The organism is Prochlorococcus marinus str. MIT 9302, from assembly GCF_000759975.1.
In the GTDB taxonomy this organism is placed as follows: Bacteria; Cyanobacteriota; Cyanobacteriia; order PCC-6307; family Cyanobiaceae; genus Prochlorococcus_A; species Prochlorococcus_A marinus_M.
In genome coordinates this window covers 211,183-227,417 of the sequence record NZ_JNAM01000011.1, presented here as the reverse complement: position 1 = coordinate 227,417, position 16,235 = coordinate 211,183, and the positions used below count along the sequence as shown (strand labels likewise).

General features: G+C 31.8%; 18 protein-coding genes and 1 other RNA gene. 6 read left to right on the top strand and 13 right to left on the bottom strand.

Features of this window, described 5'->3' with window-relative positions; genetic code table 11:
- Position 1 precedes the first annotated feature (1 nt).
- On the bottom strand, positions 2-2,035 hold the full coding sequence (locus tag EU96_RS01640) for a glycogen debranching protein (protein WP_032527258.1): 2,034 nt from the start codon (positions 2,033-2,035) through the stop codon (positions 2-4).
- 627 nt (positions 2,036-2,662) lie between these two features.
- On the opposite strand from EU96_RS01640, the gene EU96_RS01645 reads away from it, so the two are divergent.
- From EU96_RS01645 to EU96_RS01660, 4 genes are all read left to right on the top strand, one after another.
- A complete protein-coding gene (locus tag EU96_RS01645) occupies positions 2,663-2,938 on the top strand; it encodes an HU family DNA-binding protein (protein WP_011132955.1) in 276 nt (91 codons plus the stop codon).
- Positions 2,939-3,130: 192 nt separating this feature from the next.
- Positions 3,131-3,388, top strand: a complete 258-nt coding sequence (locus EU96_RS01650) for a hypothetical protein (protein ID WP_241434581.1) — start codon at positions 3,131-3,133, stop codon at positions 3,386-3,388.
- A gap of 54 nt (positions 3,389-3,442) precedes the next feature.
- Positions 3,443-3,688 (top strand): hypothetical protein, encoded by a 246-nt coding sequence (locus EU96_RS01655; RefSeq protein WP_032527254.1) that lies wholly within the window; start codon positions 3,443-3,445, stop codon positions 3,686-3,688.
- A gap of 58 nt (positions 3,689-3,746) precedes the next feature.
- A complete protein-coding gene (locus tag EU96_RS01660; protein WP_052044279.1) occupies positions 3,747-4,004 on the top strand; it encodes a hypothetical protein in 258 nt (85 codons plus the stop codon).
- A 209-nt stretch (positions 4,005-4,213) separates the two neighbouring features.
- On the opposite strand, the gene EU96_RS01665 is transcribed toward EU96_RS01660, so the two are convergent.
- The 6 genes from EU96_RS01665 to EU96_RS01690 form a co-directional block, all read right to left on the bottom strand.
- Positions 4,214-4,459: a chlorophyll a/b-binding protein gene (locus tag EU96_RS01665; RefSeq protein ID WP_032527252.1), complete on the bottom strand. Its 246-nt coding sequence runs from the start codon at positions 4,457-4,459 to the stop codon at positions 4,214-4,216.
- Positions 4,460-4,504: 45 nt separating this feature from the next.
- Positions 4,505-5,530, bottom strand: coding sequence for an adenosylcobinamide-phosphate synthase CbiB (gene cbiB / locus EU96_RS01670; RefSeq protein WP_032527251.1), 1,026 nt, complete (start codon positions 5,528-5,530; stop codon positions 4,505-4,507).
- The gene (ilvC, locus tag EU96_RS01675; RefSeq protein ID WP_032527250.1) at positions 5,518-6,507 is read right to left on the bottom strand and encodes a ketol-acid reductoisomerase; all 990 of its coding nucleotides are present in this window, start codon (positions 6,505-6,507) and stop codon (positions 5,518-5,520) included. Before ilvC ends, cbiB begins: the two co-directional genes overlap by 13 nt.
- 116 nt (positions 6,508-6,623) lie before the next feature.
- Entirely contained in the window at positions 6,624-7,229 is a 606-nt protein-coding gene (locus EU96_RS01680) for an ATP-dependent Clp protease proteolytic subunit (RefSeq protein WP_032527247.1), read from the bottom strand.
- 26 nt (positions 7,230-7,255) lie between these two features.
- Positions 7,256-7,918, bottom strand: a complete 663-nt coding sequence (locus tag EU96_RS01685) for an ATP-dependent Clp protease proteolytic subunit (RefSeq protein ID WP_032527245.1) — start codon at positions 7,916-7,918, stop codon at positions 7,256-7,258.
- Positions 7,919-7,958: 40 nt separating this feature from the next.
- The gene (locus EU96_RS01690; RefSeq protein WP_032527243.1) at positions 7,959-9,068 is read right to left on the bottom strand and encodes a PIN/TRAM domain-containing protein; all 1,110 of its coding nucleotides are present in this window, start codon (positions 9,066-9,068) and stop codon (positions 7,959-7,961) included.
- Between the two features lie 97 nt (positions 9,069-9,165).
- Here EU96_RS01690 and hemW point away from each other — a divergent pair, with 97 nt between their 5' ends.
- Positions 9,166-10,389, top strand: coding sequence for a radical SAM family heme chaperone HemW (hemW, locus tag EU96_RS01695; RefSeq protein ID WP_032527242.1), 1,224 nt, complete (start codon positions 9,166-9,168; stop codon positions 10,387-10,389).
- Here hemW and panB read toward each other — a convergent pair.
- Positions 10,382-11,155: a 3-methyl-2-oxobutanoate hydroxymethyltransferase gene (gene panB / locus EU96_RS01700; protein WP_032527241.1), complete on the bottom strand. Its 774-nt coding sequence runs from the start codon at positions 11,153-11,155 to the stop codon at positions 10,382-10,384. The genes hemW and panB overlap by 8 nt on opposite strands.
- A 46-nt stretch (positions 11,156-11,201) precedes the next feature.
- On the opposite strand from panB, the gene ffs reads away from it, so the two are divergent.
- Positions 11,202-11,298: signal recognition particle sRNA small type (gene ffs / locus EU96_RS09875), an RNA gene on the top strand.
- A 12-nt stretch (positions 11,299-11,310) separates the two neighbouring features.
- On the opposite strand, the gene ftsZ is transcribed toward ffs, so the two are convergent.
- The 5 genes from ftsZ to miaB form a co-directional block, all read right to left on the bottom strand.
- Positions 11,311-12,426, bottom strand: a complete 1,116-nt coding sequence (gene ftsZ / locus EU96_RS01705; protein ID WP_032527440.1) for a cell division protein FtsZ — start codon at positions 12,424-12,426, stop codon at positions 11,311-11,313.
- Between the two features lie 179 nt (positions 12,427-12,605).
- Positions 12,606-13,337, bottom strand: coding sequence for an FtsQ-type POTRA domain-containing protein (locus tag EU96_RS01710; protein ID WP_158465676.1), 732 nt, complete (start codon positions 13,335-13,337; stop codon positions 12,606-12,608).
- Positions 13,327-13,737 carry a hypothetical protein gene (locus tag EU96_RS01715; protein ID WP_032527239.1) on the bottom strand — a complete coding sequence of 137 codons (411 nt, stop codon included), beginning with the start codon at positions 13,735-13,737 and terminating at the stop codon, positions 13,327-13,329. Before EU96_RS01715 ends, EU96_RS01710 begins: the two co-directional genes overlap by 11 nt.
- A gap of 10 nt (positions 13,738-13,747) precedes the next feature.
- On the bottom strand, positions 13,748-14,815 hold the full coding sequence (locus tag EU96_RS01720) for a D-alanine--D-alanine ligase family protein (RefSeq protein ID WP_032527237.1): 1,068 nt from the start codon (positions 14,813-14,815) through the stop codon (positions 13,748-13,750).
- 11 nt (positions 14,816-14,826) lie between these two features.
- A complete protein-coding gene (gene miaB, locus EU96_RS01725; RefSeq protein ID WP_032527236.1) occupies positions 14,827-16,221 on the bottom strand; it encodes a tRNA (N6-isopentenyl adenosine(37)-C2)-methylthiotransferase MiaB in 1,395 nt (464 codons plus the stop codon).
- Positions 16,222-16,235: the final 14 nt, after the last annotated feature.

Sequence of the window (16,235 nt, the reverse complement as noted above, 5' to 3'; positions counted from 1 at the left end):
TTTAGAATATATTATTTTTTGCCCCAAATACTTCTTCTGAAATGATTAATAAAGAGCTTCTACTCTTTATTGAAACAGATTTTTCATTAATATTTAATGGTTCAAAAATCTCAGACATGCTAGTGTCAATAACTTTTAACCAATTATATTTACATTTTGGCAAGGGGAAATCGATACTTTTTGAATATGCATTTAAACCTATCCAGACCAGAGGATTGGTTTTACCTTTGTTTATGCTAAAAGCAACTGTGTGAGACCAACTACTCCAATCGGGACTATCTAACTTTGTTCCATGCCAATGATATATTGGAATGTTTTCATGGTTTTGATTGTTAGGTAAGAATGATGGATTGAAAATGTTTATAAGTTTTTTTCGAATTTTAATAACGTATTTAAAATATTCTAATAATTCAAAATCTTGTTGATCATGATCCCAATTCATCCAACCTAATAAATTATTTTGGCACCAAGAATTATTGTTTCCTCCTTGGGACCTTCCTATTTCATCACCCATAAGTATCATTGGAACACCTTTAGAGATAAGTAAACTAAGAATAAGATTTTTTTGTTGTCTTTTTCTTAAATCATTGATTAATAAGTTTGTAGTTGGTCCCTCCTTACCATGATTCCAAGAATTATTATGGTTATCACCATCTCTATTTTGTTCTCTATTAGCAAAATTATGTTTACTGTTGAATGTTACTAAATCTTTTAAAGTGAATCCATCATGTGAAGTAATAAAATTTATTGATTTTGGGAAAATATTATCTTCTTTATAAATAGATGGAGTTCCTTTTATTTTATCGCTCATATTCCAAGCTGTATCTTTATCTCCCTTCCAAAATCTCCGCAAGTCATCTCTAAAATGACCATTCCAAGTAAAAGTATTCTTAGATGGGAAATCACCTAATTTATATAAACCACCACAATCCCATGGTTCACTTATTAACTTGATATCAATAAGTTCTGGTTCACATTCTATATCCTCAAAAATTGGAGGATTATCTAGTGGGGAAAGATTTTCTCCTCTTGATAGGGCAATTCCTAAATCAAATCTAAAGCCATCAACTCCTAATTCACTTGCCCAACATTTTAATGATTCAATTATTAGTTTTCTAACTAAGCCTCTGTTTGCGGCAATGGTATTACCACAACCAGAGACGTCCTGATAATTTTTATCTTTTCCAATAAAGTAATAAAGATTTTCATCTATACCTTTCCAGGATATTACTGGTCCTTGAGAATCTCCTTCAGAAGTGTGATTGTATACAACATCTAAGATGACTTCAATGTTTGCTTTATGACATTCCTCTACTAATCTTCTAAACTCATCTCTATTCTTTTCGGCGGATTCATTCGAAAGATATTCAAAATGGGGAGTAAACCAATTGATTGGACTATAACCCCAAAAATTTTTTAAACCATTTGGTGCATCAGTTGGATCAAAACAAAAAATTGGAAGTAATTCAATTGTCGTTATACCCAGTTCTTTGAGATATGGAATTTTTTTTAAAAATTTCTTAAAACAACTTTCATCTTTATCAGTTGATTCAGTGAAGGCTTTAATATGAAGTTCATAAATAATTGTTTCTTCCCAAGGATGTTTCGGTCTTGGAAAATCCTTAAAATTAAATAATTTCCTATCGCAAACAACGCTTTTAAGACAAGAATTTGTATTTGCTTGCGTTTTTAACGCATTTTCTCTTTTATAAATTCCCCATCCAGTAATACCTCTTGAACATGGATCAAGTAATACTTTTTTTTCATAGTTATTATTAATTTCATTATTTTTTTGTTTTATTCTAAAAGCATAAATACAACCTTCATTTAGATTTTTTATTTCCACATGCCAGTAGGGACCAGTATTATGGTTCTGATCTAGTTTCAATATAGTTTTTGGGGAAATAGAGTCCTCTTTCTCAAACAATAAGATTTCTACAAATTCTGCATTTGTGGCTATTAGGGAAAAATTAACTCCTTGTGAAGTTATAGAACTTCCTAAAGGGAATGGTTTACCTTTATTGATATCAGTCACTTTCTATTTATCATTGATTAGTTAAATATTGAGATAATTTATTCAAAATACTGATATTTGAATAATAGATGCAAAATTAAAAAAAAAACTCAAATTTAATGTTTCACTAATCAACTTTATTAGTTCTTGGAGAGTTTTAATTTTCTAATTAATTACAATTTATCCCTCCATCTGCTCAGTACATAAAACGATTTAGAGAGAAAGTTTAATTAATGAGTAAAACAGATTTTTCTTGATTTCAAAATACAAATTATGCTTTTTCATGTGATGAGAAGGAAATATATCTGAAAATTAATAAAATATAATAAATAGTTCTAATGATTAACTTTATTACCCTTTAACATTTTTCCCTTTGACGAATGAAGTTGAATTTATCAGGTCTTAATACAGTGCTACCAATGGTTTTGCCTGTTTTCTAGTTAAAGAGCCTATTTTTCATATAAGAAAAAAGTACGGATATAAAATTAAATAATTTAGCTAAAAATGTCCCTAAGATTTGTATAAAGCTTTGCGCCGCCGCGATTTTCGGTTGCCGTATTTGTATTTGCTCCATATGATATGCAAGTTCGAGGTTTTACGGCTTGATTAAAACTCTTGTCTTTAAATCTCTGCTTTACAAACAATTCAATGAACAAAGCTGATTTAGTAAATCTTGTTGCTGCTCGTACAGAGCTCACAAAAACGGATGTTTCTTTAGTTGTTGATGCAGCTATTGAAACTATTGTAGATTCAGTAGTGGAAGGCAAAAAAGTCTCCATACTAGGATTTGGTTCTTTCGAGCCAAGAGATCGTTCTGCAAGACAGGGATTAAACCCTAAGACAGGCGAAAAAATAGCAATACCTGCTAAAAGAGTTCCAACATTCTCAGCAGGTAAACTTTTTAAAGATAGAGTTCAAGGGTAATCTTTTTAATCTATTTCTTCCTCTAATACCAAGGGTGCTCTTTTAGGGCATCTTTTTTTTTAATTGCAATACAATGCTATTAGCTAAATGACTAAAACTTTTAACAAGTTATTCCAAATTCTGAAGTCTTAATAAGGAATGAAATTTTTAACTATTTTATTTTTAAAATTTTTGTTCTTATCTAATTTTGTTATGGCAGAAACAATATCATCAAAATCAAAGATTTTAAAGCAATCTAGTGATTGTATTAAAGATTCTCAAGCCCAGGTTTGTAAAGAGTTAGTTTCTGAAATAGAAAAACTTCAATATGTCGTATTCGATCAAAATAGATTCAAGTGTCAATCAAGTTTATTGGGTTTGCAGTCGGAACTTATTGAAGCTTATTTTTTTAAAAAATTGTCCAAGAAAAGAATTTCATTTATGATTCCATATGTGATTAAAAATTGTTAATTATTAAAATAATTTCTCTTTTTGGAATATTATAAAATTGCTATTTAAGTTTTAATGTCAAAAGGTTTCTCTGATAATGAAGTTAATAATGATACTGAAATAAAAGATGTAAAAAAAGAAAATAAATTCTTACCTTCTTTTATTAGAGACAAAAAAATTACTTATACTTTGCCAAGTAAAAAACAACAAAATATTCTTTCATCAATAGTATTTGGCTTGAATGGAATTTTATTACTCATAGTTATCTTGTATCTAAATAATCAAAAATTCCATGACTTTGTTTTAAATATTGGAAGTTGACTATATTTTTAGATCGAAAAATTTTTTTAGATGATATATTTAAATTTTAGAAAATTTTATGAAGGTCGTTAATTTAGTGTTCCAAATATTTTTTTTGTTAGCACTTTTTTTATTATTTATATATTATTTAACAGGTATTGACTCTGCTTTTGAGGCAGATCAGCATTGTCATTCCGATCTATCAATTTACGATAACTTATCTGGTAATTATGGTTGTGATCATGATACTGAAACACATCAGTGGATACTTTACGAGTCAAATGAAAACAAAGAATCAGCTAAAATTATTAAGAAATTTAGGTATAAATTTTTATAATTCAAATTTTTTATAAAAAAACTTTGCACATATTATGGTAATTATCCCTGTAATTGTGAAAGTCAGATACTGATATATGCTTCCTTCTAAGTAAATTTTATTTTTATATAGAGGATAATCTATAAAAGAACCTAATGTTCCCCATATTATTACCCATACAGATATGTATAAGAATACTTTTATTGGATTGGATTTTTTTTCTTCCATTTTTAATTGATGCCAAAAATTGAAGAAGTCACAGGTCTGCCGCTAAAAACCAACTCAGTTAATATTAGCATTAAGAATCCGATCATAGCTGCTCTACCATTCACAAGTTCAGCGCTGCTATTAAATCCAAAAACATTCTTTACTTCATCCCCCTGATTGTCTACCCATTTTGAGTATTCATTATCAGTTGATGATTTATTCGTAAAATCATCATTTTGATTTTCCATTGGAGAGTCTTTTTCTTCCATAGAGTCTTTTTTGTTTATATTAATAATTTTTAAACTAATTTATTATTAAATTAAACTCGAAATCATAAAAAAAATTAAGATAAAAATTATTATCCATAAAAATTGTAATCTCAAAATTAATTGACAAATTAATTTAATTTTCTCTCCAGTGCAATTATCTCCAGCCGCATTGATTATTGGTTTTTCAATAATTTCATTTTTATATTTACTTTTTCCTCCCAATTTAATACCGGAAATATAAGCAAATATAGCTTCTGAAATCCCAGCATTAGGCGAATCATATTTTTTACCATCAAGATAACTTTTTTTTATGATTGGTATATATTCATTAACTTTGGAACCAACTAAAGGTAATGTGATTAAAACTAATCTTGAAGGAACAAACGTAAAAATATCTTCGATTTTTGCACTGAAAAAACCTAAATATCTAAAGTAATCATGTTTGTAACCTATCATTGAATCTAAAGTACTTATTGCTTTATAAGAAAAACCAAGTGACAAAGGTCCTGGTAGAAAAATTGAAAACTTCATAAAAACAATTCCAATAAAAATCCAAAATAATGGCCCAAATATTCCATCAACAGAATTTTCGGTAAGACTTTCGGTACTTGATCTTAAAAGATGTTCTATAGAAGATGAACTTACATCCCTACTTACTATTCTTTGAACCTTCTCTTTGATTATTCTATTATTTTGATCATTAATTTCCTCGCGTTCTATTAGCTCTGCAATCTCTTTCACACTTGAGATAAGTCCATTAGTAGCAATACAACTTGAAAGTCCAAAAAAAATTAACAATCCACTAAAATAATTATTTCTTATTTGCATATAATTTAGTTCTATCAATTTCCCTAAACTAAAACTAATTCCAATAGTGGATATAGCCACTAAGAAACCGCCCCAAAATAATATTCTTTTATTTTCTCTAAAATTGTTTATGAGGTAATCAGATATTTTTTTTATGTATAAGCCAATTATTTGAACAGGGTGGATAAGTAATCTTGGATCGCCTATCAATAAATCAAAAAAAATTGATCCAAGAAATATTAAAAATAAATTTATTTCAGCCAACTGAACATCGAGCGCAGACCTTTACCTACTTTTTCAATTTCATGTTTTGAGTTCTCTTCTCTTAATTTTGTCATTAAGGGTTTATTTTTATCGCATTCTTCCACGAAATTCTTAGCGAAAGTTCCATCTTGTATATCTTTTAGAATTTTCTGCATTTCTTTCTTTGTATCGCTATTGATAAGTCTTTTGCCACTTACATAATCTCCATATTCTGCAGTATTTGAAATGGAATCCCTCATTTGTGATAAGCCTCCTTTTACCATTAGATCAACAATAAGTTTAACTTCATGTAAGCATTCGAAGTAAGCAAGTTCGGGCTGATATCCTGCCTCTACAAGAGTTTCGAAGCCAGATTTGACGAGTTCTGATAAGCCTCCACATAAAACTGCTTGTTCACCAAATAAATCAGTTTCTGTTTCTTCTTTGAAGTTTGTTTCAAGAATACCAGCTCTTGTTCCGCCAATCCCTTTAGCGTAAGCCATCGCCAATGATCTTGCACTTCCAGAAGAATCCTGCTCTACTGCAAACAATGCTGGAACTCCTTGACCATTCTGATATTCCCAACGAACAGTGTGTCCAGGTCCTTTTGGGGCAATCATTACAACATCCACAAAAGTAGGAGGCTTGATAAGTCCGAATCTTATATTAAAGCCATGAGCAAAACTTAATATCTTTCCTTCTTTTAAGTTTGGTTCTATTTCCTTCAGGTAAACATCTTTCTGAAACTCATCTGGAAGGAGAATCATAATCCAGTCAGCTTTTTCGCAAGCTTCAGAAACACTAAACACTTGTAGACCATCGCTAGTAGCTTTACTTTCAGACTTACTTCCTTTATATAATCCTACAATCACATCCATACCGCTATCCTTAAGGTTTAGGGCATGTGCGTGACCTTGTGAACCATATCCTATTATCGCTATTGTTTTATTATTTAAAAGACTTAGATCTGCATCTGTGTCGTAAAAGAGTTGGGTCATTAGTTGTAGCTTCTTTGCATTTGATAATTAATATTTTAGACATTAAACGTGTAAATAAACCAATAAATTATTAATTTAAAAATTAAAATTAAAATATTTATTTAGAAAATTGAAAACTAATTTGCTTCGCTTGGATGAGTAATTACTCTATCAATCAGGCCATAGTTTTTTGCCTCTTCTGCACTTAGAAAATAATCTCTATCAGTATCTTTTTCGATTTTTTCAAATGATTGGCCTGTCATATCAGCCATAGACATATTTAACATATCTTTAATTCTTAAAATTTCCTTAGCCTCTATTTCAATATCACTTGCTTGACGTTGAGATGTTCCCCCAAGGGGTTGATGAATCATTATTCTGCTGTGGGGTAAAGCAACTCTTTTACCTTTGGTACCAGAGCCCAATAGGAACGCACCCATGGAGGCTGCGAGGCCTACGCATATGGTTACAACATCACTTTTTACGTATTTAATAGTGTCGTATATAGCCAAGCCAGCAGTTACTGAACCTCCTGGGCTGTTTATATATAGATAGATAGGTTTGGAATTGTCATCAGAATCAAGATAAAGCATTTGTGCAACAAGGCTATTAGCAATTCCATCATTAACTTCTTGGCCAAGAAAAAGAATTCTTTCAACACCTAGTCTTGTATATATGTCAACCCATCTTTCGTATTGACTTCCGGGAAGTCTGTAAGGCACGCTTGGAGTTCCTATTGGCATGATTTTAAAGTAGTTGTTTGTGAGAGTTAAATTTTATTTGGTAAATCTTTTTGACTTGTGAGTATTCTATCGATAACTCCATAATCTAAGGCTTCTTGAGGGTTGAGATAACTCATCCTGTCTGAGTCTTTAGAGAGTTCTTCAATAGTTTTCCCAGTATTACGAGATAGAATTTCCAGCATTGATTTTTTATTTTTCAAAACTTCCTCAGCTCTTATTTGGATATCAGTTGCTTGACCTCTTGCACCGCTTATAGGTTGATGTAAAACAATAGAAGCATGTGGAAGAGCTGCCCTTTGCCCCTTAGTGCCAGATGAAAGGATAACCGCAGCGGTCCCCATTGCTTGTCCGATACAGATTGTATGTACTGGAGGCTTTATGTAATTTATTGTATCGCAGATAGCAAAAGCTTCTGTTTCGAAACCAACTGCATCACCCGTGTACCAACTTGTTCCTGTTGAATTGATATAGAAAAAGATAGGTTTTTCTGGATCATCAAACTCTAGATAAAGAAGTTGAGCAATGATTAGCTCAGTAACATCCATTCCTAGTTGTCTTTTCGCATCATCATCTGAAAATAATGGCAAACCAAGATAGACGATTCTCTCTTTAAGTAAAAGAGAGGGTAGATCAGGGGGCGGGGTCCTCATAACGGTGTTTTCGCCGTAATAAGGAGCAGATACAGTCATTTGTATCAAAAAGTAAAAGTTGTTTAGATTCTAGCTATATTTAGCCTTGTGTCGCTGGTGATTTAAAAGATTTGTTTGACTCAGGATTATTTATTAGTTTTCCAAAGACCATTCTTCCAGTGGGAGTTTGTAATGCTCCTGTGATTACAATATCTAACCTGCTTCCCACAAAATTCTTTGCCTCATCAATTACAACCATTGTTCCGTCATCTAAATATCCAATACCTTGCATTTTTTCTTTGCCTTCCCTCACGATTTTTATATTAAGTGATTCTCCTGGCTGCACTTCTGGCCTTAAAGCAATAACTAAATCACTTAAATTCATAACTTTTAATTCTTTAACTTCAGCAATTTGAGAGAGATTATAATCAGCAGTAATTAAAGTTCCTGACATATCCTCAGTAATTTTCAAGAGTTTTTCATCTACCCCATTACCTTCATACTTTGTTGGGTTTATTACAAGTCTTCTACCGTATAAATCTCTTAATTCTTTTAATAATTTTAGACCTCTTCTGCCTTTAGACCTTTTTTCATTACTGCTTGAGTCAGCTAAAGTTTGTAATTCATCAATTACACTTTGAGCAACAATTAATTGCCCTTCCAATAAGCCGCAACTTAATAATCCATTGATTCTTCCATCAATAATTACACTTGTATCTAGAATTTTTGGAGTTGCAGCAGGAAGTATCCCTTCATTGACTAGATATGCATCAGTATTATTTGGATTGAAAAATCTCAATAATGTCCTTCCATGGGTATCTGCCAACTTATAACCAAGCACACCAAAGAAAATGTTACTTAATATGGCTGCTAAGGGTTTTGCAAAAAAAACTTCTCTAGGGAAGGGAATTAATAATATTGGAGCGAGTAAGAGATTTGCAACAAGTAATCCTAAAATTAATCCAACTGACCTACTTATTAATAAGTCCGTAGGCATTGTTCTTATTTGATCAAGAAACGTCTTTCTAAGTTGAAGGAATACAAAACCAGCTGCTAATCCTATAAAAAGACCTATTATCGCTAAAACAATTCTAAAACCTTCTACATTAGACACTTGTTTGAGTATGTCTACTGGCAATAAATCAACCCCAAGCCATCCTGAAGCCGCACCAGACAATACAAATAAAATTAATACTAAGATATCTGTCATATCTATAATCTACTAGGATTTATTAATTGAGTAAATAAGGATTTTGTTTTTTTCGATCCTTAATACTTTATTTGGAGCTTAAAAATGTATTTAGATTATGAATAAGTTTCCAAGAAGTGCTTATGTGCACATTCCTTTTTGTCATAGAAGATGCTTTTATTGTGATTTTGCAGTTATTCCACTAGGAAACAAAGTTGAAACTATACAAGGTTATGGAAGCAAAACTGTTAAAGAGTATTTGCACTTTTTACATAAAGAAATATTGTCAATTAAGCATAAATCACCTCTTTCGACAATTTATATAGGTGGTGGTACACCATCAATTTTGGATCCTAAACAAATCAAAGAATTAATTGATCTCTTTAAAAAAAATTTTGGAATTGACTATGGTGCTGAAATTACTATGGAGGTTGACCCAGCTAGTTTTAGTCAAGATGATCTTTATGGATTCATAAATTCTGGCATAAATAGATTTAGTCTTGGAGTACAAAGTTTTAATAGTCATATACTTCAAAAGTCGGGAAGGCGGCATTTGAGAGAAGATGCTGAAAAATCTTGTTTATGGTTAAAAAGAGAATATGATTATGGGTTTATAAAAAGCTGGAGTTTAGATTTAATTCAAAATTTACCACTTAGTGGCTTTAAAGAATGGCAAGATGACTTAAAAAAAGCAATATCATTTTCACCACCACATATATCCATTTACGATTTAAATATTGAAAATGGCACTGTTTTTAAAAAATTAGTTAATTTAGGAAAATTAAAACTTCCAAGTGATGAAGAGGCTTTTAGAAACAGTGAATCAACTCATTTAATTTTAAAAAACTCAGGGTATTCTAGATATGAAATCTCAAACTATTGTCTACCCAATCATCAATCGAGACATAATAGGGTTTATTGGAGTGGTTTAGGCTGGTGGGGTTTTGGTCAAGGTTCCACTAGCTCACCTTGGGGGGAAAAGTTAACAAGGCCAAGAGTTAGTAAAGAATATAAAGAATGGGTAATTAGGCAAAACGAACTTAATTTAGATTCATCCCTCATTAATAAGGATTTTGTCTATAAAGAACTTGATGAGAAAATAATGCTGGGATTGAGACTTAAAGAGGGTATAGATATCTATGAGGTTTTTAAAGAACAAAACTGGGAAAACAAAAAATTTGAGAGTAACTTTAGTAAATTGCTTGAAGAATGGGAAGGATTTCTTGAAAGTGGATTATTAGTAAGAAAGGGGAATAGGTTCTTTTTAAGTGATCCAAAAGGTATGGAGCTAAGCAATCAAATCCTTATTTCGATGTTTAAATGGTGGGATAAGATTAATTAAGTCTTTCAAATTCTACCCATTCTTTTAATTTATCCTTAAATAATTTCTTCCCTTGAATAATAGGTTGGCAAAATGGTGGTTGATCATCATTAAGGCCTAATAAATCTGCTGTAACTCTTACTTGACCATCGCAATAATTACCTGCACCAATTCCTATCGTGGGAATTGTAAGGTTATTTTGTATTTCTTTAGCAAGTAACTCAGGAATATGTTCAAGAACTATCGAAAAACATCCTAAATTTTCTAGTATAGAAGCCTCTCGTTTAATTTTTTCTTGGCTTTCTAAACTCTCTCCTTGTTTTTTTAATCCAAGATTTAAATAGCTTTGTGGTGTAAGACCTATATGACCCATAACAGGGATTCCCATTCTTATTAACCTTGAAATAACTTTTTGTATTTCCGGCTCAGCTCCTTCGACTTTTACAGCTTTTGCATAAGTGCTTTGAATGATTTTCCCTGCATACTCCACAGCTTTATCCTCACCACATTGATAAGTAAGAAAAGGCATGTCAGAAACTACCAAAGGTTGTTCTTCAATTTTTTTTGTGAACCCTCTCGAAACAGCATTGGTATGATAAATAATGTTTTCTAAAGTTAACGGTAATGTAGATTTGTGTCCTAAACAAACCATTGCTAAAGAATCTCCTACTAAGACGAGATCCACATTAGCTTGTTCTGCAAGGGATCCAGATATAGAGTCCCATGCAGTTAATGCAATAATTTTTTGAGATTTTTCTTTATATTTAGCGAGGTCTGAAGGTAACATAAGAATTTATATATCTTTTTTAATCAAGAATTGCTATTATGATGATGACTCGGCCTTTCGCGGTTTTAACGCCTAAACCTGGTCAGGACCGGAAGGTAGCAGCCACAAGGGATGCTTGAGGCAGGCGAGATAACCGAGTCACTTTATTTTACTTGTTAATCTATATCTTTTTTATTTTGCCTCAATCTTAAAAACTCAGGAATACTGGCTCCAACATCTTTGTTGTCAGACATATTATATAAGGGTTGATTAGATAATCTGTTTTTTATTCTTTGTTGTTTTAAAGGTTGATTTGTTTCAAAACCGGTAGCAATAACAGTAACTTGTATTTCCCCTTCCATTGCTTCATCAACAACTGCACCAACAATAATATTTGCTTCTTGATCAACAACATCATAGATAATTTCGGATGCTGAGGTCATATCTTCTAAAGTCATGTCTTTGCCACCAGTAATATTTATAACGCACCCTTTAGCTCCATCAATTCTAGCTGCTTCTAGTAAAGGACTATTCATTGCTGCTTGTGCTGCCTCTAATGCTCTTGATCTTCCTGAGCCAATACCTATACCAAGAAGAGCAGTTCCTGCTTCTGTCATAACTGATCTAACATCTGCGAAATCAACATTAACTAATCCTGGACAAGTAATTATGTCACTGATACCTTTAACTCCCATTCTTAAAACATCATCAGCATTTCTAAATGCTTCTTGAAGGGGTGCTCCTGCTATAACGTCTTTTAATCGGTCATTTGGAATAACTATAAGAGTATCTACATTTTCAGCTAATCTAGCGATCCCTTCTTCTGCTTGTCGCATCCTTCTTTTACCTTCAAAAGAAAATGGTTTAGTGACTATTCCTACTGTTAAAGCACCACTTTGTTTTGCTACTTCTGCGACCACTGGGGCCGCTCCTGTACCAGTTCCGCCACCCATACCAGCAGCTATAAAAACCAGATCTGATCCCTCTAAAGCTTGTTGAAGCTCGTCCCTAGATTCTTCTGCAGCTTTTTGACCAATACTTGGATTGCCTCCTGCACCTAGACCTCTGGTAAGGTTTTGTCCAAGTTGCACTCTACGTTCCGCAGACGATTGAAGTAGTGCTTGTGCATCAGTATTTAGGACTCGAAATGATACACCCTCTAAATCACTATTTATCATTCTATTAACTGCGTTACTTCCACCACCACCAACGCCAATAACTTCTATTTTGGCATTTTGGCTTGGAAGGATTTCTCTCGATTGATCAAAGTTTGGATTGTTACCGAAGCTCATCTCTAAATAGGGATCTAATACTAGTATTGGGTGCATTATGAACTTACTAAGCCCATCTGTAGGAATTTGTTGAGGAAAATCCTAAAAATATTTATTTATTAAATATTTTGTTTTAAATGCTAATCCCTTATCAACACTACAATAATTAAAAAATATTTTTTTAAATCCATTCCCAATTATTAGGGTTTGAACACTTTTATTTTTGGTTTTTTGGGATTGGTAAGATCAATATTATCTATTTTATTAGAAAAGTTATTTTTCTTGAATTGATTTTTTAGGTTATTAATTATTTCTAATTGATAGTTGATTAAATTTGGATTAAATCCTAGGAATATTGTTTTTAAATCTTTCTCCTCAACAGTTAGAAATCCATTTGATGAAAAAGTTATTTTAACTACGTCAAATTCATAATTATCTTGAGCAACTAAGATTTCAGATAATATTTTTTTATATTTTTCTTTCCAACCAAAAACTTGTATTTTTAATTTGCTTAAATTTTGTTCTTCTGCATTTTCTTTATTAATAAAAATTCCATCTTTATCAATAAAGCCTAATATCTTTTCTTCATTTAATATCCTTTCAGCATAAGCTATTGGAATTCTTGTATTGAAATGAACCTTCAAACCAAAAGGAAATATTTGTCTACTTACTGAGATATTCTTTAGCGATAAATTTTGTTTTAATTCTTTTTCTAATAAATTAGTTTTAATAAAAATTAAACGGATTGGAAATGTAAAAGATGAATTACTTACCACATCATTTTGAGAGAATAATTCACTTCCAGAAATTCTAATATCCTGAACATTAACCTTTTTTAAGATTTTAAGGCTAAAAAAACTTGTTAAAAATAAAAATAAAATTAGAAATAAAAAACTTCTAGTGTTTATTTTTTTTTGGTTTTCACAAATCACATCTAGCTTTTTCCATCAATTGGTCCATCCATTTTCTTGCTTGCTCTGCATCTGAAAATGGTACATCCATCTCTTTCCCATCACCTACAAGTCTCAATCTGCACTTTCCTTGAGATTCATTTGTTAGAGGAGCTTCTCCTGAAGTTAGTGCCATTAATTCAACTAATTCAAGTTTCTTGATTGTAAAACAATCTTTTTCTTCAAATTTACCAGCTTCAAATGTGCTCCATTTTAATTTCCCATCCTTTAAGGATGCTGCCGCTGAACTATCTAACTTACAAAGTTCAGAACCATTCGCCCAGCTCCTAAAAAGGTTTTGCCTTCTTCTTTCTAACCATCCTAAGGCAGTTAACAAAACGAAGATTAAAAGTAGTGGTAACCAAAGAAGTCCATGCAACATTTGATTTTAATTATAAATCTTGAGATATATCTACCAGTTTAGCCACAAGTTGTTCAATATTTAAACCAGAAGCTCTCCACAGCATTGGAAACATACTTTTTTTTGTAAAACCAGGAATTGTATTTATTTCATTTAACAAAATTTTATTTGAAGACTTTTCTAAAAAGAAATCTACCCTGGCGAAACCAAAAATATTTAATGCTCTACAACTTTGAATAGCGGTTTCTTTAATTTGTTGGGTGATTTTAGAATCTATTTTAGCTGGAATAGTTATCTTATTATTTAAGTTATATTTTGTATCGTAATCATACCAATCACTTTTGTAATTTACTTCGCCTATCACAGAGGTTAAGAGTTTTGAATTCCCAATTATTCCGCATTCAACCTCCCTTACATCTAAACCTTCCTCTATTAAAATTCTTGGATCTATCTCCCGAGCCTTTTCTAATGCTTGAAATATTTCTGATTCATTTATGACTTTGGAGATCCCAAGAGATGATCCAGAGTTCGACGGCTTAACAAAAACAGGAAAATTTAATTTTTTTAAAATTTCATTAACTATCTTATTTTTAACTTTCTCATCGTTTAAATCTTCATTTTCAAAAACTAGATATTTAACTTGTGGAAGTTTAAGATTTGAGAAAATTGTTTTCATCAATATTTTGTCCATTCCAAGTGCTGAGCCTAAAATTCCACATCCTACTAAGGGTTTCTTTGTAAATCTCAGTAGGCCATGAATTGATCCGTCTTCACCATTAAATCCATGTAAAAGAGGAAACCAAACATCAATATTTTGAAATTCAATTCCTTCAAGGAAGTTAATTTTTTTTTGATTAAAAATTTCTTGTTTTTTTGTTTTATTGTTTTCAATTTCACCAATTAGTATTTTTTCTGAACTATCACTATCAAGCCATTCTCCATATTTGTTTATATAAAAGGCTTTAACTGTAAAGCGTTCTTTATTTATTTCTGAATTAAATGCTTGATAAACTGTTTTCGCAGAGGATATCGATACTTCATGTTCATTGGAATTCCCGCCAAATATTAACCCAATAAATTTTTTCTTACCTCCGATCATTTAGAAAAAAATCATAAATAAAGTTCGCCTGTTAAAGAAAAAGGTCTTGCTTCATTTATTCTTACATCTATCTCATCTCCCAATGAAAAATTAAAGCTAATGTTTTTGGGAATCTCTACGAAAGTTAATCTATTTGTTCTAGTTCTACCCATAATTTGCGAGGAATTTTTTGGATTTAAACCCTCAATTAAAACACTTTCGATATTATTGATATATCTTTGATTTCTACTCCTAGCAGTTTTCTCGACCAAATCATTAATTTCCTGCAATCTGGCTTTTTTCACCTCTTCCGAAAGTTGATTCGCCCAAACTGCTGCAGGCGTGTTTGGTCTTGGAGAGTATGCTGCTGTATTCACCTGATCAAAGCCAATTTCTGAAATTAACTTTAATGTATCTTGATATTGTTCTTCGGTTTCTCCTGGGAAAGCAACTATTGCGTCAGCTGTGATTGATGCATCTGGCATTAATGATCTTATATTCTCGATAATATTTTTATACTTTTTGATAGTGTATCCTCTGGACATTTGCTTTAAAATTTCATCATTTCCACTTTGGAAGGGGATATGGAAATGTTCACAGACTTTATCAAGTTCATAACAAGCTTGAATCAACCTTTTTGAAAAATATCTTGGATGACTAGTAGCAAATCTTATTCTGCGAATTCCTTTAACATCATGAATATAATACAAAAGATCAGTTAGAGTATTCTCTTTTCTCCCCTCTTTTGTAGTGCCTGGAAGGTCTCTACCATAAGCATCAATGTTCTGACCCAAAAGAGTAATTTCTTTAAAATTATCATCCGCTAATTTTTGGATCTCACTTTTTATCGCATTTGGATATCTTGATTGCTCTTTCCCTCTGACAGAGGGAACTACACAATATGAACATCTTTCATTACATCCATAAATGATATTAACCCAGCCACAAATAGAGCTTTCTCTTCTAGCACTTGTTATGTCTTCTGAAATGAAGGTTTCTTCTGTAGCAGCAACTTGATTTCCTAAATCAACTTTACCCAGAAGATTCTCAAGATTATTTACGTGTTGAGGCCCCATAACCAGATCAAGTTCTGGGACTCTTCTTAGTAAGGACTCTCCCTCTTGCTGAGCAAGGCAACCTGCAACAACAAGTTTTAAGCTAGGTGTTTTGTGCTTTCTTTTTGCTTGTTTTCCTAGAAAGCTATAAACTTTTTGCTCTGCATTATCTCTAATAGTGCATGTATTGTATAAGACCAAATCGGCATTTAATTCATTATCTGCTCTGATGTATCCCATTTTCTCTAATGTCCCAGCCATTCTCTCAGAATCAGCCTTGTTCATTTGGCATCCAAATGTGGTTATCCAATAACTGCTAGTAGTTGAATTCTTTTTAAATTTTTTTCCGTCTGGTTTTGTTTTTGTTAGCACTTTGCTAGGAATTT

Coding starts and splice junctions, on each gene's coding strand:
- ilvC (WP_032527250.1), bottom strand. CDS start 6,507: ATGACCCAACTCTTTTACGACACAGATGCAGATCTAAGTCTTTTAAAT.
- EU96_RS01680 (WP_032527247.1), bottom strand. CDS start 7,229: ATGCCAATAGGAACTCCAAGCGTGCCTTACAGACTTCCCGGAAGTCAA.
- panB (WP_032527241.1), bottom strand. CDS start 11,155: ATGTTACCTTCAGACCTCGCTAAATATAAAGAAAAATCTCAAAAAATT.
- EU96_RS01665 (WP_032527252.1), bottom strand. CDS start 4,459: ATGGAAGAAAAAGACTCTCCAATGGAAAATCAAAATGATGATTTTACG.
- EU96_RS01685 (WP_032527245.1), bottom strand. CDS start 7,918: ATGACTGTATCTGCTCCTTATTACGGCGAAAACACCGTTATGAGGACC.
- EU96_RS01690 (WP_032527243.1), bottom strand. CDS start 9,068: ATGACAGATATCTTAGTATTAATTTTATTTGTATTGTCTGGTGCGGCT.
- ftsZ (WP_032527440.1), bottom strand. CDS start 12,426: ATGAGCTTCGGTAACAATCCAAACTTTGATCAATCGAGAGAAATCCTT.
- hemW (WP_032527242.1), top strand. CDS start 9,166: ATGAATAAGTTTCCAAGAAGTGCTTATGTGCACATTCCTTTTTGTCAT.
- EU96_RS01715 (WP_032527239.1), bottom strand. CDS start 13,737: ATGTTGCATGGACTTCTTTGGTTACCACTACTTTTAATCTTCGTTTTG.
- EU96_RS01720 (WP_032527237.1), bottom strand. CDS start 14,815: ATGATCGGAGGTAAGAAAAAATTTATTGGGTTAATATTTGGCGGGAAT.
- EU96_RS01660 (WP_052044279.1), top strand. CDS start 3,747: ATGAAGGTCGTTAATTTAGTGTTCCAAATATTTTTTTTGTTAGCACTT.
- EU96_RS01655 (WP_032527254.1), top strand. CDS start 3,443: ATGTCAAAAGGTTTCTCTGATAATGAAGTTAATAATGATACTGAAATA.
- EU96_RS01650 (WP_241434581.1), top strand. CDS start 3,131: ATGGCAGAAACAATATCATCAAAATCAAAGATTTTAAAGCAATCTAGT.
- EU96_RS01645 (WP_011132955.1), top strand. CDS start 2,663: ATGAACAAAGCTGATTTAGTAAATCTTGTTGCTGCTCGTACAGAGCTC.